Genomic DNA, 21,670 nt, shown 5'->3' on the forward strand with positions numbered 1-21,670 from the left:
GCCAATAATTTTTTTGGAACTATTGTTGAGAGTTTGGTGTCGTCTGTGTCTGAACGCAGTGTTCCATTCGCAGACCTGATAATCCACACCGAAAATGCTACCAATTACCTGAATGTGTTTCAGTGAGATACTATGTGTTACCAAGTGTAAATATTACGGAACTTTGTGACTCAGATCTAACTTTAAAAAATGACAAAAGCCAGCTTAGCTGGCTTTTATTTATACAAATATACAATTTTTATCTAAATGACTAACTTAGAAACTGGCATTTCTCGGTGTACGCGGGAATGGGATCACATCGCGAACGTTTTGAACCCCTGTTACATAGGAGATTAAACGCTCAAATCCGAGGCCAAAACCTGAATGTGGCACGGTGCCGTAACGACGCAGATCACGATACCACCAATAATCTTCTTTATTGAGGCCCATTTCGGCCAGACGTGCATCCAATACGTCTAAACGTTCTTCACGTTGTGAACCACCAATGATTTCGCCAATCCCTGGAGCCAAGACATCCATTGCAGCAACGGTTTTGCCATCTTCATTCATGCGCATATAGAATGCTTTGATATCTTTTGGATAGTTTTTAACCACTACCGGCGCTTTGAAGTGTTTCTCAGCCAGATAACGCTCATGTTCAGAAGACAAATCAATGCCCCAGGAAACGTCATTCTCAAATTTCTGGCCTGATGCCTGCAAGATCTCAATGGCGTCAGTGTAATCAACCTGCGCAAAGTCAGAGGTCACAAAACGTTGTAGACGATCAACGGCATCTTTATCGACGCGTTCAGCAAAGAACTTCATGTCATCAGCACGTTCGTTCAATACCGCCTGGAAAACGTATTTCAGCATTTTCTCAGCCAGGGCAGCAACATCATCCAATGAAGCAAACGCAACTTCAGGTTCTACCATCCAGAACTCTGCCAAATGACGGCTGGTATTGGAGTTTTCGGCACGAAAAGTTGGGCCGAAAGTGTAAACTTTAGATAACGCACTGGCGTAGGTTTCACCATTCAACTGGCCGGACACAGTGAGGAACGCTTCTTTACCGAAGAAATCTTCACTGAAATCGACCGCACCGGTATCAGTACGCGGCAGGTTTTCCAGATCCAATGTTGAGACACGGAACATTTCACCCGCGCCTTCAGTATCCGAAGCGGTGATAAGCGGGGTGGAAACCCAGAAATAGCCATTCTCATCAAAGAAACGGTGAATGGCCTGTGCCAGAGTATGGCGCACACGGGCTACGGCACCAATCAGGTTGGTGCGCGGGCGCAAGTGAGCAACTTCGCGCAAATACTCAATACTGTGGCGCTTCGCGGCCATCGGGTAAGTATCTGGATCATCAACCCAGCCAACAACCTTGATGGCGGTTGCCTGAATCTCAAAACTCTGGCCTTCCCCCGGTGAAGCAACCACGGTGCCAGTCACTTCAACGGAACAGCCGGTAGTCAGGTGCAGCACTTCATCCTGATAATTCGGCAAACTATTATTCACGACGGCCTGTAACGGGTCAAAGCAGGAACCGTCATAAACGGCAACGAAGGAGATACCCGCTTTAGAATCTCTCCGGGTACGCACCCAACCGCGCACGGTGACTTCACTGTCAACCGCAGCACGGCCTTGCAGTACGTCGACTACAGGCACTACGCTCATAGATTTCTCTCTTTAATAGTAATAGTTAACAGCCCAACAAAATGGGGATATTACTATGTTACTTGTGGCGGTGCAGGACACAAGTAGAAATCACCGGTTCAGTGCAACATTTCCATAAAAATATACGACACAAACAGAGAAATGATTGAATAGTGGAATATAGAAGAGTAAAGCGCGGAAAAAAGTTCAAATTCGAGAGGGGCCGGGCAAGCACCTGCCGCCCGGCAATAACGTGCTAGCTGGCTTTCTTAACTAACGGCAGAGCGAATGCTTCGCGTAATTCATCAACAAAAGCCGGATCATGACAAATTGTTTTACCTGGGCTATCTGACAGTTTAGCTACCGGTTTACCATTACATTCAACCAGTTTGATGACGATGTTTAATGGCTTAACCCCAGGGATATCACAGGTCAGGCGTGTACCAATACCAAATACCAGCTTGATGCGTTGATAGAAGTGGCGATAGAGCGATAACGCCTTTTCCAGATCCAGATTATCTGAGAACACTAATGTCTTACTCATTGGGTCAATGCCCAGTTTTTCATAATGGGCGATAGCCTTTTCACCCCATTCAACTGGATCACCCGAGTCATGGCGTAATCCCTGATAGCGGTCCGCGAATGTTTTATCAAAATCGCGCAGGAATGCATCCATAGTAATACAGTCCGTCAACGCGACGCCAAGTTGGTTTGGATATTCATCTAACCAGACTTGTAAGGCGACTCGTTGGCTGTTGGCCAATACTGGGCTAATTTGCTGGTGTGCCTGGAACCATTCATGAGCTTGAGTCCCCACGGGATCTAAAGACAATTTCCGTGCTAAATCATAATTACTGGTGCCCACCAGGTAGGGAAATTCATCTTTTAAGTGACTGACAATGGCATGTTGTATTTCGCGCGAGAAACGACGACGCGTACCAAAATCCATTAACTTGAAGTGAGTTATGTCAATATCAGCACTGAGCGCTTTAAATTGCTGAAGCTTGCTACGCAGCTGTGAAACAGCCTGATCAGCAGTGATATGTGCAGAACGGCGACGATGGACGATTTCACTGATTACCGCTAATAGTGGCACTTCCCACAGGATTGTTTCGCACCATAGCCCAGTAATACGAATATCTAATTCACCGCCATTATCAGATACAGTGACTTGCTCGGGATTAAAACGAAAGGCTCGTAACCAATTGAGATAGTCTTGCTGGAAGAACGGTAAGCCTGAGAGGTAAAGAAACTCATCATCGGTCAATGCCAATTGGCTCATCAATGTTATCTGGTGGCGGATTTCATCGGCATACTTGCCCAATAGCTCATCACCGCGGCAGCGGAACTCAGCGGCAACGGTAATATGGCGATAACGATGAAACACTGCTTGTTGCATATGAAGTTTATATGCATCGGTATCTAGCAATGAAGTCAAAATCGGTGAGGCGTTTTGGGTCATGGCGCTATACAGCATCCTCGTAGGATCACTTTTCACAGTCGGCATATACTCTTTGTACTTGAAGTCGCAAGGGGTTAGCTGCATTCACTTGCCCGAATCACTTACCTGTTGTCTTTACTTGAATAGGCTCATCGGAACGGGTGAGTCTTCTGAGGCTCACCTGCGGGCCAACATCAATGCGGTTCAAATTGGTTCACGGCGGCCTACCTGCAACGCCAAGGACTTTGGGTATAATCTAAAGTGGCGGAAGTATACCGGTATTGTCCTGTTATTGAAGCCTCATCACACCATAAACTCTAATCACAGGTCTAGGATTAAACGTGCCATTAGTGGTGAAAAAGGTATTTTGTTAAACGATCAATCCAATTAAGGTCAGTTTTTTAGCTATTTGGATAATCACGGAGAAATAGCATTGTAATTATAGGGTTATTTCTCTGGATAGGGTCTCAGCAACTGCCGTGCTCATATTTCAAACAGCGTTGAGCATCTACTGAATTTAGTCTCCTTTATACATCAACCAAAGGTTTCTCCCTTGGATGAAATGCAATAAAACAACCGAGGTGCGAAGCGGCTCGAAAAAAAAGTAGCCAATGCTTTATTTGCCGTATTAGCACCGGTTCTCATCTGGGTTTTTTTTACAATTGTGATACATTGAAAACCTATCTGAGTCTGGGGCCAATAGGTTTGCAGCAATGCTCTGGTCGCCGTAATACCGGCCTTTAATGACTATTAATACAGACCTGATAATCATATTCACTGATGACGTCAAAAGGGTTCTTATGACACAACAGCCGCAAGTCAAATACCGTCACGATTATAAATCGCCGGATTACACCATTACCGATATCAGTCTGGACTTCGCACTGGATGCGCAAAAAACGACGGTCACGGCGGTCAGTAAAATAAAACGTCAGGCAACGGACGTCACACCATTGGTTCTTAATGGTGAAGATCTGACATTAATCAGTGTTAGCGTTGATGGGCAGGCATGGCCACATTATCACCAACAAGACAACGCGCTGGTTATTGAACAATTACCGGCAAATTTCACACTGACAATTGTCAATGACATTCACCCTGCGACCAACAGTGCGCTGGAAGGGCTATATCTGTCAGGTGAGGCACTGTGTACTCAGTGTGAAGCTGAAGGTTTCCGTCACATTACTTATTATCTAGATCGTCCTGACGTGCTTGCTCGCTTTACTACTCGTATCGTTGCCAATAAGACGCGCTATCCTTATCTGCTTTCCAACGGTAACCGTGTCGGGCAGGGGGAACTGGACGATGGCCGGCACTGGGTGAAATGGGAAGATCCATTCCCGAAACCTTGTTACCTGTTTGCCTTGGTTGCTGGCGATTTTGATGTTTTGCGCGATAAATTCATTACCCGCTCAGGGCGTGAAGTCGCGCTGGAACTGTTTGTTGACCGCGGTAATCTTGATCGCGCCGATTGGGCAATGACCTCGCTGAAAAATTCCATGAAATGGGATGAAACCCGCTTTGACCTGGAATATGACCTCGACATTTATATGATTGTCGCGGTTGATTTCTTCAATATGGGCGCGATGGAAAATAAAGGGTTGAATGTTTTCAACTCAAAATATGTTTTAGCCAAGGCAGAAACGGCTACCGATAAAGATTATCTGAATATCGAAGCCGTTATTGGTCATGAATATTTTCATAACTGGACCGGCAACCGGGTTACCTGCCGTGATTGGTTCCAACTTAGCCTTAAAGAGGGGCTGACGGTATTTCGTGATCAAGAGTTCAGTTCTGACTTAGGCTCACGTCCGGTTAATCGAATTGAGAATGTGCGGGTGATGCGTGCGGCACAGTTTGCAGAGGATGCCAGCCCGATGGCTCACGCGATTCGCCCAGATAAAGTCATCGAGATGAATAACTTTTATACCTTAACGGTGTATGAGAAGGGGTCAGAAGTTATTCGCATGATGCATACTTTATTAGGTGAGCAGCAGTTCCAGGCCGGTATGCAGCTCTATTTTGAGCGTCATGATGGCAGTGCGGCCACCTGCGATGATTTTGTTCAGGCGATGGAAGATGCATCTAACGTCGATCTCTCTTTATTCCGCCGTTGGTACAGCCAGTCAGGTACACCAATATTGACCGTGCGTGATGATTATGATGCAGAGAAACAGCAATATCATTTACATGTTAGTCAGAAAACGTTGCCAACAGCAGATCAGCCCGAAAAACTGCCATTGCACATTCCGTTAGATATTGAACTGTATGACAGCCAAGGTAATGTCATCCCGCTGCAAAAAAATGGCTTGCCGGTTCATCATGTATTGAATGTCACGGAAGCTGAACAAACGTTTACTTTCGATAATGTTGAACATACACCGATCCCTTCTTTATTGCGTGAGTTCTCCGCTCCGGTAAAACTGGATTATAGCTACAGTGATCAGCAACTTACGTTCCTGATGCAACATGCGCGCAATGAATTCTCTCGCTGGGATGCGGCGCAAAGCTTGCTGGCAATCTACATCAAATTGAATGTTGCTAAATATCAGCAGAAACAGCCATTGAGTCTACCTGCCCATGTGGCAGATGCTTTCCGCGCAATATTGCTCGATGAGAGCATTGACCCAGCATTAGCAGCACAAATCCTGACTCTGCCGTCTGAAAATGAAATAGCTGAGTTGTTTACTACTATTGATCCACAAGCTATCAGCGCTGTACATGAAGCGATCACTCGCTGCCTGGCGCATGAATTATCTGACGAGCTATTAGCAGTGTATGTTGCAAATATGACACCGGTTTACCGCATCGAACATGCTGATATTGCCAAGCGTGCATTACGTAATACGTGCTTGAATTATCTGGCTTTTGGCGATGAGGAGTTTGCCAATAAACTGGTTTCCTCGCAATATCATCAGGCTGATAATATGACGGACTCGTTGGCGGCATTGGCAGCCGCGGTTGGCGCACAGCTACCTTGTCGGGATGAGTTACTGGTAGCCTTTGATGTGCGCTGGAACCATGATGGGTTGGTGATGGATAAATGGTTTGCTCTGCAAGCAACCAGCCCGGCGGCCGATGTGTTGACACAAGTACGTGCTTTGCTAAAACACCCGGCGTTCAGCCTGAGCAACCCGAATCGTACCCGTTCGTTGATTGGCAGTTTTGCATCCGGTAATCCGGCGGCATTCCATGCCAGCGATGGCAGCGGTTATCAATTCCTGGTAGAAATTCTCAGTGATCTAAATACCCGTAATCCGCAAGTGGCGGCTCGGTTGATTGAGCCGTTAGTCCGCTTAAAACGCTATGATAAAGCACGTCAGGCGCTGATGCGTAACGCACTTGAGCAATTGAAAACGCTGGATAACTTATCCGGTGATTTGTACGAGAAGATAACCAAAGCATTGGCAGCATAGTGGTGCAATCAGCCAATAGCGTCGACGGCTAACCTTATCATCACAACTGAGAGGGCAGAGATGCCCTCTGTATGACTTTCATCTATTCTCGCCTGCAATTTATCAACACTTTGTTATCAATATGGTTAATTGGATGATTCTTTGCGTGGCTTTACTTAGCAATCGTTTACTTTCCTGATAGATGAATTTACCATTCCCGCGTCTATCCATACTTGAACGCCGGTCAGGAGATCACATGTTCTATCCTCTCGTCAAAAAAACACTATTTCAGCTTGATCCGGAACGCGCCCATGAGTTTACTTTTCGTCAGTTAAAACGTGTTACCGGCACTCCTCTTGAGTTTTTGGTTCGCCAGTCTGTGCCAACTAAAACGGTTAATTGCATGGGGTTGTCATTTAAAAATCCAGTGGGATTAGCTGCAGGTCTGGATAAAGATGGCGAGTGTATTGATGCGTTGGGGGCAATGGGATTTGGTTTTATCGAAGTGGGGACCGTGACACCGCGGCCTCAGTCAGGAAATGATAAGCCGAGATTGTTCAGGATCGTTGAAGCAGAAGGTTTGATCAACCGTATGGGGTTCAATAATCACGGTGTTGATAACTTAATCGAAAATGTCAAAAAATCCCATTTTGGCGGTATTTTAGGTATTAATATCGGTAAGAATAAAGATACACCGGTAGAACAAGGCAAAGACGATTACTTGATTTGTATGGATAAAATATATCCTTATGCCGGATATATCGCGATTAATATATCTTCACCCAATACACCAGGATTACGCTCTTTACAGTACGGTGAGGCATTGGATGATTTATTAGCCGCAATTAAAAATAAACAAACTGAACTACATCAACGGCACCATAAGTATGTTCCAGTGGCGGTAAAGATCGCGCCAGATCTTACTGAAGAGGAATTGATCGAAATAGCTGATAGTTTAGTTCGTCATAATATTGACGGTGTTATTGCTACAAATACAACTTTAGATCGTTCTCTGATCCAGGGTTTAAATTACTGTGAACAAGCCGGTGGTTTAAGTGGCCGCCCAGTTCAATTACGCAGCACTGAAGTTATTCGTCGTTTATCGCAAGAGCTACAAGGGCGTTTGCCTATTATCGGTGTCGGCGGAATTGACTCTGTTATTGCTGCCAGAGAAAAAATGGTTGCGGGTGCTAGCTTGATTCAGATTTATTCCGGATTTATCTTCCGTGGGCCTGGTTTGATTAAGAATATCGTTACTCATATCTAATTATTTATCCTCATTACCTGCCGGGGGGTTTATTTATTCCTCCGGCTCGTCTATATTTTACTCCGATAGAATAAATATACAGCGAAAGCCTTATATGAATTTAATCCCACTCGATGGGGGGAAAGCTCAGTTATTGAGCCAATGATGTTAGCAGTTTGGCGAGAAGGAAAACATATGCGAATTAAACCAGACGATAAATGGCGTTGGTATTTTGATACCGATCATGACCGGCTTATGCTGGATTTAGCTAATGGTATGATATTTCGCTCGCGCTTCCCGTCTAAAATGCTGACACCCGATGCTTTCGATGAATCTGCGTTTTGTGTTGATGATGCTGCTCTTTATTTTGATTTTGAAGATCAATGTCGCCAAATTAAGCTCAGCCATGAACAGCGTTCAGAATTAGTATTAAATGCACTGGTTGCATTTCGTTTTCTGAAACCTTTGATGCCCAAAAGTTGGTATTTTGCACAACAGCCTAGAACGCTGATGCCAAAAAATGGCGAACTGGCGTTAGTAAACGTATTGGATAGTGGTGAAGATGTGCGTTTGTTAGTGGTTGAGTCAGGTGACTGTGCAAGTTTGTGTTTATTAGCACAATCGCAAGTGGTATTAGCTGGGCGTCAGATGGTATTAGGTGATGCGATAAAGATAATGAATGACCGTTTATTGCCGCATATTATCGAAGAAGTTTACACCACGCCGGCCTATGACCGGGCGGTATAATACCCTCATCGTTCAAACTAAAGGTGTGTTAGCTGCTCTCATTCCCCGGCCATCCACAGCGTGTCTGTGAGGCTGCTGACAGTCGCGTTCATATCAATTCCCAACCGACTTATCTCTCTTAGTTACCACCCTCCTGTATCTTGAACTCTATTGGGTAATATATCGGTGGCAATCTATTCGTTCATTTACCACTGAGCGTAATATCCCCTTTAGGAATACAGCTACAACAAAGAATGGTTCCATCAGCGCCAACTGCATTTTTCTTTAACGGTGCCACCTCACCATTGAGCAATGTAATTCTGCAACTACCACATATCCCGGCGCGGCATGAATATGGTATGCGAATATTTTGCTGTTCCAATTGTTCCAGCAAAACCTGCTGATTATTGCCATTAAAGCGGATGCCATTATATTCAATAGATACGGTTTTGGATTGATCTTGTGGCGCGACGAGGGTTTCAGTGACCACACCGGCACTGTATGGCCGTGGTGGTTTAGTTGACAATATTTCTACTTCATCACCGACTCGAATAATACCGCTGTTTCTGGCCACCATATTTTGACCAAAATCGATATCCCCGTTTTCCGCAGTTCGGAATGTCTGTAACGTTTGCAAAGGTTCGCCGGTTGGATGCTTGCGACCACGCTCAACGCTGACGGTGGTTAATACACAGCGGCTGCATGGTTTGACCAAATCAAAGGTAATATCACCCACTCGGATAACCTGCCAACCATCTTCTGCAAACGCACTGGCACCGGTGACCACCAAATTAGGACGAAACTGTTCCAGTTTAATACTGCCGGGGCAGCGTTGTTGCAATTCTTTAAATGAGGCTTCGTTAATCAACAGATAAGGGAAACCATCCGCAAATGACAGAGGAATTTCCGGCATGGGTTTTACCCGGCGGGTTAATTCAGGCCCCAGCCAGCGCAATTGCACTTCACGCTGAAAATAGCCACTGAGCCAGTTGTTAATAGCAGCGGGGGCAATGAGCGCGGTAAAATGATTCCCCCAGACTTCGGTCGGTTCTGCATTGGCTAAAAAATCATTAAAGCGGATACTGGCACTTTCGCCATCGGGGGCGGTGAGATATAAACCGTCGGCCATCAAGGCTGGGGTGAACATCACCATCTTGGGATTTTGCCGCGCAGTAATAAAAGTGCCATCCAGTTCGGTAATCATAAATACGCGGTCAAAGGCTAACCCACTGCTGCTGACTTGAGCATGAGAAAGCTGCAAACCGCGCATGGATTTCACTGGATGAACGTAAAGTCGGGAGAGAGTAATCACCATTGCCTCCGTGCGAGTATTAAATAAGAAGGAGCAACTTTATGACAAGCCGCTGGGATTAGCTATAATGCGCAACAAATTTCTTTTTGGTGATAGTGCGATATGAACTCTCTGTTTGCCAGCACGGCGCGTGGACTGGAAGAACTGTTAAAAAGCGAGCTTGAAGCGCTGGGCGCTCACGACTGTAAAATAGTACAGGGTGGGGTACATTTTCAGGGCGACGATCGACTCATGTACCAAAGCCTGCTGTGGAGCCGCCTGGCTTCGCGCATCCTGTTACCGCTTAATGAATTTAAAGTTTACAGTGATTTGGACTTGTACCTTGGGGTGCAGGCGATCGATTGGCCGTCGATTTTTGGCTTGGATAAAACCTTTGCCGTACACTTTAGCGGCGTAAATGACGAGATCCGCAATAGTCAGTACGGCGCATTGAAAGTAAAAGATGCCATTGTCGATAGCTTTACCCGTAAGCTCGATCAGCGCCCGACAGTTGCCAAGCAGCAACCAGATATCCGGGTGAATGTGTTCCTGCAACGGGATATGGCCAGTGTCGCGCTGGATCTCAGCGGTGAAGGTTTGCATCAGCGCGGTTACCGTGACCTGACCGGTCAGGCCCCGTTGAAAGAGAATCTGGCGGCCGCTATTATTCAGCGTTCTGGTTGGCAGTCAGGCACGCCGATGGTCGATCCGATGTGTGGCTCGGGTACCTTGCTAATTGAAGCTGCCATGATAGCGTCTGATCGCGCACCGGGTCTGCATCGGTCGCATTGGGGTTTTACCGCCTGGAGCGCTTTTAACGAAGCGCTATGGCGTGAACTGACCACCGAAGCGCAAGTCCGTGCCCGCAATGGTTTGCAGGAAACCACCTCCCGCTTCTTCGGTTCAGATATTGACCGGCGAGTGATTGAAATGGCGCGCGCCAACGCCCGCCGCGCAGGGGTATCAGAACTGATTACCTTTAACGCGAACGATGTCAGCAAGTTGGTGAATCCATTACCTGAAGGGCCGGTGGGGACGGTTATCAGTAACCCGCCTTACGGTGAGCGGTTGGAAAGTGAACCGGCACTGATTGCATTACATAATATGTTGGGCCGTATTATGAAGTCTGCATTTGGCGGCTGGCGTTTATCGCTGTTCAGTGCTTCTCCTGAACTGTTGAGCTGCCTGCAATTACGTGCTGATCGTGAATTCAAAGCGAAAAATGGCCCACTCGACTGTGTGCAGAAAAACTACCAATTAGCGGCAAATCCACAAGGCGCTGCGGGTGTTCAGGTGGCGGAGGATTACGCTAACCGTCTACGCAAGAATGTGAAAAAACTGGATAAATGGGCCAAGCAACAGGGTATCGAATGCTACCGTTTGTATGATGCTGATTTACCCGATTATAACGTTGCTGTCGATCGTTACGGCAGCAAAGTGGTGGTGCAGGAATATGCGCCGCCTAAAACGATCGATGCGCAAAAAGCACGCCAGCGCTTGTTTGATGTGATTAATGCTACCTTGGCGGTGTTGAATTTACCGTCCAATCAGTTGGTATTGAAAACCCGCGAACGCCAGAAGGGCAAGAATCAATACGAGAAACTGGCGCAGAAAGGCGAGTTCCTGCTGGTGAGTGAATATAACGCCAAGCTATGGGTTAACCTGACCGATTATCTCGATACCGGTCTGTTCCTTGACCATCGTATCGCCCGCCAGATGCTGGGCAAGATGAGTCAGGGTAAAGACTTCCTTAACTTGTTCGCTTATACCGGTACAGCAAGCGTTCATGCGGGGCTGGGGGGCGCGCGCAGTACCACGACGGTTGATATGTCGCGTACCTATCTGGAGTGGGCCGAGAAGAATTTGCGGGCGAATGGCTTAACCGGCCAGCAGCACCGCTTGATTCAAGCCGATTGCCTCTCCTGGCTCAGTAATACCGATGAGCAATTTGATGTGATCTTCATTGATCCACCGACATTCTCTAACTCCAAGCGCATGGAGACCACCTTTGATGTTCAGCGCGATCATTTAGTGCTGATGAAAGAACTTAAACGGTTACTGCGCCGTAAGGGAACAATCATGTTCTCAAACAATAAGCGCGGTTTCCAGATGGATTTGGACGGAATAAAGGCGTTGGGGCTGGAAGCGCAAGAGATAACAGCTCAGACACAATCAGAAGACTTTGCCCGTAATCGTCAAATCCACAACTGCTGGCTGGTGACTCACCGCCACGAGGAAAAGTAGAAACTATGTCGTTAATTAGCATGTCCGGTGCCTGGTTGTCGTTCAGCGATGCACCTTTATTAGATAATACTGAATTGCATATTGAGGCAAACGAGCGCGTTTGTCTGGTGGGGCGCAATGGCGCGGGCAAATCCACCTTACTGAAAATTCTGAGCAAAGAAGTGCTGCTGGATGATGGTCGCATCATTTATGAGCAGGATTTGATTGTGGCGCGTCTGCAACAAGATCCACCGCGCAATGTGGCGGGTACAGTATTTGATTTTGTCGCCGAAGGGGTACAGGAACAGGCCGAACATCTGAAAGCCTACCACGCAACCTTGCATCAGGTTGAGTTGGACCCGAGCGAGAAGAACCTCAACCGTCTGGCAGCATTGCAGGAGATCCTGGATCATCAAGGTTTGTGGCAATTAGACAGCCGGATTCAGGAAGTGCTGAAACAGTTGGGGCTGAGCGCGGATGCTGAGCTTTCTTCGTTGTCGGGCGGCTGGTTGCGTAAAGCGGCATTAGGTCGCGCACTGGTTAGCTCACCAAAAGTATTGCTGCTGGATGAACCGACCAACCATTTAGACATTGAAACCATCAACTGGCTGGAGGGCTTCTTAAAAGAATTCCAGGGCAGCATTGTGTTTATCTCCCATGACCGCTCCTTTATCCGTGCAATGGCAACGCGCATTGTCGATCTGGATCGTGGCAAATTGGTATCATGGCCGGGTAATTACGAACTGTATCTTGCCAGCAAAGAAGAAGCGCTGCGGGTCGAAGAGCTGCAAAACGCTGAATTTGATCGCAAACTGGCGCAAGAAGAAGTGTGGATACGTCAGGGTATCAAAGCACGACGTACCCGTAACGAAGGCCGTGTTCGTGCCTTGAAAGCATTGCGGATGGAGCGTTCTGAGCGCCGCGACGTGATGGGTACGGCCAAGATGCAAGTCGAAGAGACGGTGCGATCAGGCAAAATCGTCTTTGAGCTGGAGAATGTTAACTATCAGATTGATGGCAAAGTGCTGGTAAACGATTTCACCGCTCAGGTACAGCGCGGTGACAAAATAGCGCTGGTGGGGCCAAACGGCTGCGGTAAAACCACCTTGCTGAAATTGATGCTCGGTCAGCTTAATGCGGACAGCGGTAAAGTGCATTGCGGTACCAAGCTGGAAGTGGCCTATTTCGACCAACATCGTGCCGAATTAGACCCAGAACGTACCGTTATGGATAACCTGGCAGAAGGCAAGCAGGAAGTGATGGTCAATGGCCGTTCACGCCACGTATTGGGTTATTTGCAAGACTTCTTGTTCCACCCGAAACGCGCGATGACCCCGGTGAAAGCGTTGTCTGGTGGTGAGCGTAACCGCTTGCTGTTGGCCAAACTGTTCCTTAAGCCAAGCAACTTGTTGATCCTCGATGAACCGACCAACGATCTGGATGTAGAAACGCTGGAGTTGCTCGAAGAGATGGTGGACAGCTATCAGGGTACCGTGCTGCTGGTAAGCCATGACCGTCAATTCGTTGATAACTCAGTGACCGAATGCTGGATCTTTGAAGGGAATGGCCAGATTAACAGCTTTGTGGGCGGCTATTATGACGCACATCAGCAACGTGCTGAGGCAAAGCCTATCCGCCAGGTTGCGGCGAAAGTTGAAGAAACCAAAGCGGTAGCACCGGTTAAGAGTAATATGCCGGTGGCTAAACGCACTGGCAAGTTGAGCTATAATTTACAACGTGAGTTGGATCAGTTGCCACAACAGCTAGAAAAATTGGAAAATGAAATCAGTGGGTTACAGGCACAAGTCGGTCACGCAGATTTCTTCTCCCGCCCGCATGAAGAGACCCAACAGGTGTTGAAAGCATTAGCGGATGCTGAACAGGCATTAGAAGTGGCATTTGGCCGTTGGGAAGAGCTGGAAGCTCAGAAAAACAGCTAAAAATGCATTTCCACCGTTCTGTTAAATGAAGAGCTATACGATAATATTCATATTGTTATATTAGTATCATTACAATATGGTACTTAACTATACCCAATAGATTTCAATGTGCAGGAAGGTGGCAAGTAACAGATAAATGGGTTGTAAACCATTTTGAACAGTGCTTGCGCTGGCCCGAAGGATGAGCCTCTGATGAGGCTCATCATCCCGATGCGCTTACAGATGTAAGTGATTCGGGTTATTGAGCGTAGCCAACACTCTTGCAATTTGAAAGATAAGGGGATACAGGCCAGCCGTAAGGACATAGATATTGTATTCTGTTATTGAGCCTGAACACGGCGAGCATTCAGGGCCATCAGGGAACGTCATCCTGTGCCGGCAGTGTGACATGTCAGTGGTCTTACCCTCCCTGCCTTATCGCACTAAAGCGGTCTGTCCGCGTTGTAAAACCACACTAACTGCTCGGTGGGACGAACCACGTAAACGGCCTGTGGGCTATGCACTCAGTGCCTTATTCATGTTGGTGCTGGCTAATATGTTTCCCTTCGTCAACATGCGTGTGGCGGGGATCACCAGCGAAATTACGCTAATCCAAATACCGCGTGTGATGTTGGCAGATAACTATGCCAGCATGGCGACACTGTTTATGGTGCTGGTTCAGTTGATTCCAGCATTTTGCATGATCGCGATTATTTTGCTCTGCCTGCGGGTACGTCTGCCATTGCGCTTGAAAACTATGATGGCGAAAGTGCTATTTCAATTCAAAACCTGGTGCATGGTTGAGATTTTCCTCGCCGGTGTGCTGGTCAGTTTTGTCAAATTAATGGCCTATGGCGAAATCGGCATAGGCAGCAGTTTTATTCCCTATTGTATCTTCTGCTTGTTGCAGGTGCGTGCTTTCCAATGTGTGGATCGCCATTGGATGTGGCAGGACATTGCCCCTGCACCCAAGCTGATGCAGCCGTTGATTGCTGGCCGCACAGGTTTGCGCCAAGGGTTGCGTTCCTGTGCGTGTTGTACCGCCATTCTGCCGCAATCACAGCTTGAGTGTCCGCGCTGCCATACTCAAGGCTATGTTCGTCGTCGCAATAGCATACAGTGGACAATGGCGCTGTTGATTACCTCTATTCTGCTCTATATTCCGGCTAATCTGTTGCCGATTATGATTACCGAAAGTTTGGGCAACCAAATGGGTTCAACCATTATGGCTGGGGTTATTTTCTTATGGAGTGAAGGCTCCTATCCGGTGGCAATGGTGATTTTTATCGCCAGTATCATGGTACCTTCGTTAAAAATGTTGGCGATCGGCTGGCTATGTTGGGATGCCAAAGGCAAAGGCAAAGGCAAAGGCAAAGGCAAAGGCAAAGGCAAAGGCAAAGGCAAAGGCAAAGGCAAAGGCAAAGGCAAAGGCAACACCGATACTGAACGTATGCATTTTATCTATGAAGTGGTGGAATTTGTTGGCCGCTGGTCAATGATCGATGTCTTTGTTATCGCAGTGCTTTCGTCATTAGTCCGTATCGGGCAATTGATGAGTATCTATCCGGCGATTGGTGCACTGTTGTTTGCGATGGTGGTAATCCTGACTATGTTTGCCGCATTAACCTTTGATCCCCGTTTAACCTGGGATCAACTAAGTGAAACAACCCAAAAGGAGCCGCAAGGTGACGGACAATAATCCCAGCCAGAATGTGGCGGAAATTGAAAAAATCAAACGTTGGTCCCCAGTGTGGATTATCCCGATTGTCACTGCACTGATTGGCGCGTGGGTACTGTTTTATCATTTCAGCCATCAGGGGCCACAGGTGGTTTTAACCACACTGAACGCTGAAGGTATTGAAGCAGGTAAGACCAAAATTAAGAGCCGCAGTGTGGATGTCGGTGTGGTTGAGCAGGTCACATTAAGTAAAGACCTCAATCACGTCATCATTCAGGCGCGTCTAAAATCGGGTATGAATACACTATTGCACGGCGATACCGTGTTCTGGGTGGTTAAGCCGCAGATTGGCCGTGAAGGTGTATCAGGCCTTGGGACACTGCTATCGGGTGCTTATATTGAACTGCAACCCGGCAGTAAAGGAAAGACATTAGGCGAATTTAAGTTGCTGGACTCACCGCCACTGGCATCTCCCGATGCTAAAGGTATCCGTATTATTCTCGACAGCAATCAGGCCGGCCAGCTAAATGCCGCTGATCCGGTGCTATTTCGTGGTTATCGTGTCGGTTCGGTGGAAAGCAGCACGTTTGATGCCAAATCACGCATGATGCGTTATCAGCTATTCATTGGCGCGCCTTATGACAGCCTGGTCACTACCAATGTTCGCTTCTGGAAAGACAGTGGTGTGGCGGTTGATCTCTCTTCACAAGGGATGCGTGTGGAGATGGCATCTTTGGCGACCTTATTCAGTGGCGGCGTCAGCTTTGATGTTCCCGATGGTTTGGACCCCGGCAAGCAAATTACCGAGCCTAAGGCCGAGTTCAAACTGTTTGATAACCGCAGTAGCATCCAAAATTCACTGTATACCGAACATGAAGATTTCTTACTGTTCTTCTCTGATTCAGTGCGTGGCCTGCAATCGGGTGCGCCAGTCGAATTCCGTGGTATTCGTGTTGGTACTGTAGCGGATGTGCCATTCTTTGCTGAGGGCATGAAACAGCGGGTTGATAATGATTTCCGTATCCCAGTGCTTATTCGTATTGAGCCGGGTCGGTTCCAGAATGATTTGGGGCCGGATGCCAACTTCGCCCAAATGCTGAAAACTGCCAAAGAGCGTGGTCTGCGTGCATCACTAAAATCAGGTAACCTACTGACCGGCGCACTGTTTGTCGATCTGGATTTTTACCCAGATGCAAAACCGTGGAAAGGGCCACTGGAAGTCGCGGGCTATCCATTGTTGCCAACCGCCAGCGGTGGTTTGGCACAGATTCAGCAAAAAGTGATGCAGACGCTGGATAAAATTAATAATCTGCCGCTGGACCCAATGGTTACTGAAGTCACCAAAACGCTGGCTGAAAGCCAGAGAACCATGCGCGAAACGCAGAAAACCCTGGAAGCGCTGACCGCTATCACTTCCAGCCCGGCGATGCAGGATATGCCAAAAGACCTGCAAAAGACCTTGAATGAGCTGAATCGCAGCATGAAAGGTTTCCAACCCGGTTCACCGGCTTACAATAAAATGGTGGGTGATATGCAGCGCTTAGATCAGGTGTTGCGTGAATTACAACCGGTATTGCGTACGTTAAATGAAAAGAGCAACGCGCTGGTATTTGAAGCGGCAGGAAGTCAGGACCCTCAGCCTAAGAAGGCCAAAAAATGATGAAATGGATGGCAGTTATCGCAGTGCTGTTACTCAGTGCTTGCAGCAGTGATGTCAGCAAAACGTACTATCAGCTACCGGCCTTGAGCGCACCCGCGACTGCCAGTAGCAGTGTGGCATCGAAGCAACTGTGGGTAGAGCATGTCAGCGTAGCCGACTATCTGGCGGCGGCTGGCGTGGTATATCAAACTAATGATGTGCAGTATGTGATTGCCAGTAATAACCTTTGGGCCAGCCCGTTAGATCAACAGTTGCAGCAAACATTAGTGACCAATCTGAGCGATGCGCTGCCGGGCTGGTTGGTCTCTTCACAGCCACTCGATAGCGATCAGGATGTTCTGAATGTCACGATAACCGGGTTCCACGGCCGCTATGACGGGCGGGCGATTATTCGTGGCGTCTGGATACTGAAACATCAAGGGCAACTGATTAAACAGCCATTCGATCTTGAGCTTAAACAAAGTGAAGATGGCTATGACGCGCTGATTCGCACATTGGCAGAAGGCTGGCAACAGGAAGCCAAAATGATTGCAGCCCAGCTACAAAACGTTAAGTAATCTTTGAGGTTATTGCCCCTGATGGCTCGACCCACGCCATCAGGGGCTGTCCTCACCGATTGAGCGCGAGTCGTTGAGGCCTGTCAGTATCGGTATTCCTTCCTAATCCTCTTTCATGGTGATAAAAAAACACCGTGAACGAGGATTTTCATTTAATATCAGCGGCTTACATCTGGTTGTCTCAAATCAATCACTTAGCAAATTCTGCGGGCATAGCTCACAAATGTGACATTGGCGTGAATTTTGCGCATTGCTTTTCTGTTTCTTAAGGTCTATCACTTAACTGTGACTGTGCATAAAGTGGTCACTGTTTTCTTTCCACCAGACCGAAAGATGAGGGAAACGAGGCATGAAGAGACAGAAACGAGATCGCCTTGAAAGGGCGTTGTCACGCGGATATCAAGCAGGTATTTCAGGGCGTTCAAGGGAAATTTGTCCCTATCAAGCATTAGACGCTAGATCACATTGGTTAGGAGGTTGGCGACAAGCCATGGAGGACAGGGCTGTGACCGCTTAAGCGGCTCTCTGTCAGACTAAGGGATCACCTCCGCTTTATGCGCATATTGCGGAGGTTTTCATTTTTACTCTTGGTACTTGGTACTTGTCACTGCAGCGCTGTTGGCTGCCTTGATACCACAGCCGAAAGGGGAAACTGTATCCATATCCCTTAATTACCGCACGGTGCATATTGCAGTTACTGTTATTTAAAAAAGCACCACAAAGCACTCGAATAATCACGCTGGGGGCCATAAAACGTACCCCAACAAGAGGTAAGATATTAGAAAGCCGCAGTGTCTTTAAACAGGCCCACTTTTAAGTCGGTGGCGGTATAAATCACTTTGCCGTCGACCAAGACTTCACCATCAGCCACACCCATGATCAATTTACGCATAATAACGCGTTTAAAATGAATACGGTATGTCACTTTTTGGGCATCTGGAAGAACTTGACCGGTAAATTTAACTTCGCCAACACCGAGCGCGCGGCCTTTGCCTTCACCACCCAGCCAGCCAAGATAGAAACCAACCAACTGCCACATAGCATCAAGGCCCAGACAGCCAGGCATTACTGGGTCACCAATGAAGTGGCAACCGAAGAACCATAGGTCTGGATTAATATCCAGTTCCGCTTCCACATAACCTTTGCCATAGTTGCCACCGTCTTGCGTCATTTTGATGACACGGTCCATCATTAACATATTGCCTGCTGGCAATGGTGGCCCACCAGCGCCAAATAATTCGCCACGGCCAGATGCTTCAAGGTCTTCTTTTGTATAGGATTCGCGTTTATCTACCATGTTCTCAGTAAGCCTTATTTTAGTGAAGTGCGCAGAATAGCGTACAGCTGTACGCTGAGCAAGTCCGATCAGCCCTGGTTGAACCAGTTAAGCCAGCGTAATGGCCACGGCCAGCGGCGTCTGTCCTGCGGATTTATCTGTGCGATACGCTCCTGAATTATACCCAATAAGCTCGGTTGCTGCTCATCTGCGTACACCATGCCGGTTAGTAAGGGTAACGCTTCAGTCACGCTATCAACGGCCCACAGATGGAATTGCCCCTGTTGTACCGCCTCAACCACTGCCTGATTCAAACACAGATGGCGGACATTCGTGGTAGGCAGTATCACCCCCTGGCTTCCGGTTAATCCACGGCGTTGGCAAGCCTCGAAGAAACCTTCAATCTTTTCATTCACACCGCCAATCGGCTGCACATTGCCAAATTGGTCGACAGATCCCGTCACGGCAATTTGCTGGTTGATGGGTTGGTGAGAAAGCGCACTGACCAATGCGCAAAGTTCAGCCAATGATGCGCTATCGCCATCGACTTCACCATAGGACTGCTCGAAAACAATGGAAGCGGAGAAGGGCAGTGGTTGATCAAGTTCTAATTCTGAAATCAAGAATGCCTGCATAATCATCATGCCTTTAGCATGAATATTGCCACCCAGTTCGGCTTTGCGCTCAACGTCAACAAATTCACCGTCACCCAGATGAACCACGCAGCTAATACGTGCAGGCTCACCAAAAGCATGAGGGTGGCCAGGGTATTCCAGAACGGACAGGCCATTAATCTGCCCAACAACCTGCCCTTCGGTTTCAACCAGGATCTGCCCCAGTTCAATCTCATCTTGCATTCGTTCAGCAAGATAGCTTTGTCGCCAATCACGGGCGTTTAGTGCCGATTCCAACGCATTTGCAGTAAGGGTATCTTCTTCGACATACAGTGCGGCTTCTGCCAGTTGATGAGTCAACCACTGTGGGCATAATGGCAGGCTACCTTGATCGCCGCTGTAGCGCACCGCCTGACGTAACAGAACCGGCCATGCGTCTGCGGATAGCGGAGGCAACTGCTTTTGGTGTAGCAGGGTGTTGATGTAGCTACACCATAGCGTCATGCCATCAATATCAACCAGAGGCAGTTCAACTTCAAACTCACCATATATGGCCAGTTCGCCAAGCTCTGGTTCCATGTCATGGAAATCACCCAGTCCCAGACGGTCACCCACCAATATCAGACGCAGGTCTAGTGGCATCGATGGAATATGAACGGGCAATGGGCGGGTTTCATCAGGGGGTAACCAGTCAAAGCGCTGTTGCACGATCATTTGTTTCAAACGCAACCACATCAGTGGCTGAGCCTGTAAGGCGCGAATTGATAAGATCAACACGCCACCATTAGCTTGATGAACCAGGCCAGGTTGCAGTGTTATTTGATCTTTATACCATCTCATGCAACCAAACAGTTGCTCCGGTTCAACCCACTCTTGGTAGAGGCAACGTGAACGCGCAGCAAAGCGCTCGTCACCGTGTTGTGCGGGTTGCCAGGTGACAAGGTGGTCTTGCACTTGATAGTCGCCACCAAACAAGCCAGCGGCTTCTGGTTGCAGCTCTTTAACGGCTTGTGCGATTAATGCCAGATAGTCAGTGCTTTCTTGTGCTTTGATCAGCATAAAGCGCGGTTTGGATTGTGGATGACAAAACAGTGTCATGCCATTCTCTAACCGGGGCTGAATTGCAGCAAAGGAGATAGGCTCCAACTGGGAGGCAGTAGCAAATAACGCTTCATAAGGCGTTGTGTTCGGCAGCAGGGACTGCCATTCAAGTCGGTTATTGGTCAAAGTGATAGATGCAATCGTCAAAAAGGGAAAGAGCGATTATACAAGAATAACGCAGGCTGCATATACGTAGAGTGGCAGTTGGGCGTAAGGAGTAAGATATCAACAGTATTCTGTACGAAAAATAAACTAATCATGGTCTTTTAGCAGGGGGGAATTTCGGGTAAAGCTGTTATGCTTGACTTAAGTTACACGGTCACTGAAGAGCTCGCGATGAAATATCAACAACTGGAAAACCTGGAAAGTGGTTGGAAATGGGCATATTTGGTAAAAAAGCACCGAGAAGGTGAGGCTATTACCCGCCATATTGAAAATAGCGCAGCCACAGATGCAGTAGAGCAACTGATTAAACTGGAAAATGAACCCGTTAAGGTGCTGGAGTGGATTGATGTACATATGAATGTCAATCTGGCCACGCGGATGAAGCAGACTATCCGTGCCCGGCGTAAGCGGCATTTTAATGCGGAACATCAACATACCCGTAAAAAGTCCATCGATCTGGAATTTTTGGTATGGCAGCGTCTGGCTGCATTAGCCCGCCGCCGTGGCAATACGTTATCAGATACTGTTGTTCAGCTAATTGAAGATGCTGAACGCAAAGAGAAGTATGCCAGCCAGATGTCATCGCTAAAGCAGGATTTGAAGGATATTCTTGGTTAAAAAAGCTAGCCGGTGTGGGCTACCCAAACTGCATAAATCCAGCAAACCTTGTGTGATAAAAGAACCCTGCAACCACCTTAATTAGTTCAGGAATGCAGGATAAAAAAAACCCCGCAATGCGGGGT

At 47.6% G+C, this 21,670-nt stretch carries 15 protein-coding genes; 10 read left to right on the top strand and 5 right to left on the bottom strand.

Annotated elements, in window-relative coordinates; translation table 11 throughout:
* Positions 1–255: 255 nt before the first annotated feature.
* Together asnS and pncB are read right to left on the bottom strand one after the other, a co-directional pair.
* Positions 256–1,656 (bottom strand): asparagine--tRNA ligase, encoded by a 1,401-nt coding sequence (gene asnS / locus YALDO0001_RS03810; protein WP_004700054.1) that lies wholly within the window; start codon positions 1,654–1,656, stop codon positions 256–258.
* A gap of 235 nt (positions 1,657–1,891) precedes the next feature.
* Complete coding sequence (pncB, locus tag YALDO0001_RS03815) at positions 1,892–3,097, bottom strand: nicotinate phosphoribosyltransferase (protein WP_042839371.1); 1,206 nt, start codon at positions 3,095–3,097, stop codon at positions 1,892–1,894.
* Positions 3,098–3,876: 779 nt separating this feature from the next.
* Between pncB and pepN the strand changes: the two genes are divergently transcribed.
* The 3 genes from pepN (at position 3,877) to YALDO0001_RS03835 (ending at position 8,464) form a co-directional block, all read left to right on the top strand.
* Entirely contained in the window at positions 3,877–6,492 is a 2,616-nt protein-coding gene (gene pepN, locus YALDO0001_RS03825; RefSeq protein ID WP_004700058.1) for an aminopeptidase N, read from the top strand.
* 235 nt (positions 6,493–6,727) lie between these two features.
* Positions 6,728–7,738 carry a quinone-dependent dihydroorotate dehydrogenase gene (pyrD, locus tag YALDO0001_RS03830; protein WP_004700060.1) on the top strand — a complete coding sequence of 337 codons (1,011 nt, stop codon included), beginning with the start codon at positions 6,728–6,730 and terminating at the stop codon, positions 7,736–7,738.
* Positions 7,739–7,912: 174 nt separating this feature from the next.
* Positions 7,913–8,464, top strand: a complete 552-nt coding sequence (locus tag YALDO0001_RS03835) for a cell division protein ZapC (RefSeq protein ID WP_004700061.1) — start codon at positions 7,913–7,915, stop codon at positions 8,462–8,464.
* A gap of 181 nt (positions 8,465–8,645) precedes the next feature.
* Here YALDO0001_RS03835 and YALDO0001_RS03840 read toward each other — a convergent pair whose 3' ends face one another.
* Positions 8,646–9,758, bottom strand: a complete 1,113-nt coding sequence (locus tag YALDO0001_RS03840; RefSeq protein WP_004700064.1) for a YcbX family protein — start codon at positions 9,756–9,758, stop codon at positions 8,646–8,648.
* A 99-nt stretch (positions 9,759–9,857) separates the two neighbouring features.
* On the opposite strand from YALDO0001_RS03840, the gene rlmKL reads away from it, so the two are divergent.
* The 6 genes from rlmKL (at position 9,858) to rmf (ending at position 18,288) form a co-directional block, all read left to right on the top strand.
* Positions 9,858–11,978: a bifunctional 23S rRNA (guanine(2069)-N(7))-methyltransferase RlmK/23S rRNA (guanine(2445)-N(2))-methyltransferase RlmL gene (gene rlmKL, locus YALDO0001_RS03845; RefSeq protein WP_004700066.1), complete on the top strand. Its 2,121-nt coding sequence runs from the start codon at positions 9,858–9,860 to the stop codon at positions 11,976–11,978.
* A gap of 5 nt (positions 11,979–11,983) precedes the next feature.
* Complete coding sequence (locus YALDO0001_RS03850) at positions 11,984–13,897, top strand: ABC transporter ATP-binding protein (protein WP_042839373.1); 1,914 nt, start codon at positions 11,984–11,986, stop codon at positions 13,895–13,897.
* A gap of 310 nt (positions 13,898–14,207) precedes the next feature.
* Complete coding sequence (gene pqiA / locus YALDO0001_RS03855; RefSeq protein ID WP_071986374.1) at positions 14,208–15,575, top strand: membrane integrity-associated transporter subunit PqiA; 1,368 nt, start codon at positions 14,208–14,210, stop codon at positions 15,573–15,575.
* Positions 15,562–17,214, top strand: coding sequence for an intermembrane transport protein PqiB (gene pqiB / locus YALDO0001_RS03860; protein ID WP_042839375.1), 1,653 nt, complete (start codon positions 15,562–15,564; stop codon positions 17,212–17,214). Before pqiA ends, pqiB begins: the two co-directional genes overlap by 14 nt.
* Positions 17,211–17,771, top strand: a complete 561-nt coding sequence (pqiC, locus tag YALDO0001_RS03865; RefSeq protein WP_042839376.1) for a membrane integrity-associated transporter subunit PqiC — start codon at positions 17,211–17,213, stop codon at positions 17,769–17,771. The genes pqiB and pqiC overlap by 4 nt, the downstream gene beginning before the upstream one ends.
* 349 nt (positions 17,772–18,120) lie before the next feature.
* A complete protein-coding gene (gene rmf / locus YALDO0001_RS19925) occupies positions 18,121–18,288 on the top strand; it encodes a ribosome modulation factor (protein WP_005170911.1) in 168 nt (55 codons plus the stop codon).
* A 261-nt stretch (positions 18,289–18,549) separates the two neighbouring features.
* On the opposite strand, the gene fabA is transcribed toward rmf, so the two are convergent.
* Together fabA and YALDO0001_RS03875 are read right to left on the bottom strand one after the other, a co-directional pair.
* Positions 18,550–19,068, bottom strand: coding sequence for a bifunctional 3-hydroxydecanoyl-ACP dehydratase/trans-2-decenoyl-ACP isomerase (gene fabA, locus YALDO0001_RS03870; RefSeq protein ID WP_004700074.1), 519 nt, complete (start codon positions 19,066–19,068; stop codon positions 18,550–18,552).
* Positions 19,069–19,136: 68 nt separating this feature from the next.
* Positions 19,137–20,888, bottom strand: a complete 1,752-nt coding sequence (locus tag YALDO0001_RS03875; RefSeq protein WP_004700076.1) for an AAA family ATPase — start codon at positions 20,886–20,888, stop codon at positions 19,137–19,139.
* A gap of 210 nt (positions 20,889–21,098) precedes the next feature.
* Between YALDO0001_RS03875 and matP the strand changes: the two genes are divergently transcribed.
* Positions 21,099–21,545 (top strand): macrodomain Ter protein MatP, encoded by a 447-nt coding sequence (gene matP, locus YALDO0001_RS03880; protein ID WP_004700078.1) that lies wholly within the window; start codon positions 21,099–21,101, stop codon positions 21,543–21,545.
* Positions 21,546–21,670 lie beyond the last annotated feature (125 nt).

Source organism: Yersinia aldovae ATCC 35236, assembly GCF_000173735.1.
GTDB classification, from domain to species: Bacteria; Pseudomonadota; Gammaproteobacteria; order Enterobacterales; family Enterobacteriaceae; genus Yersinia; species Yersinia aldovae.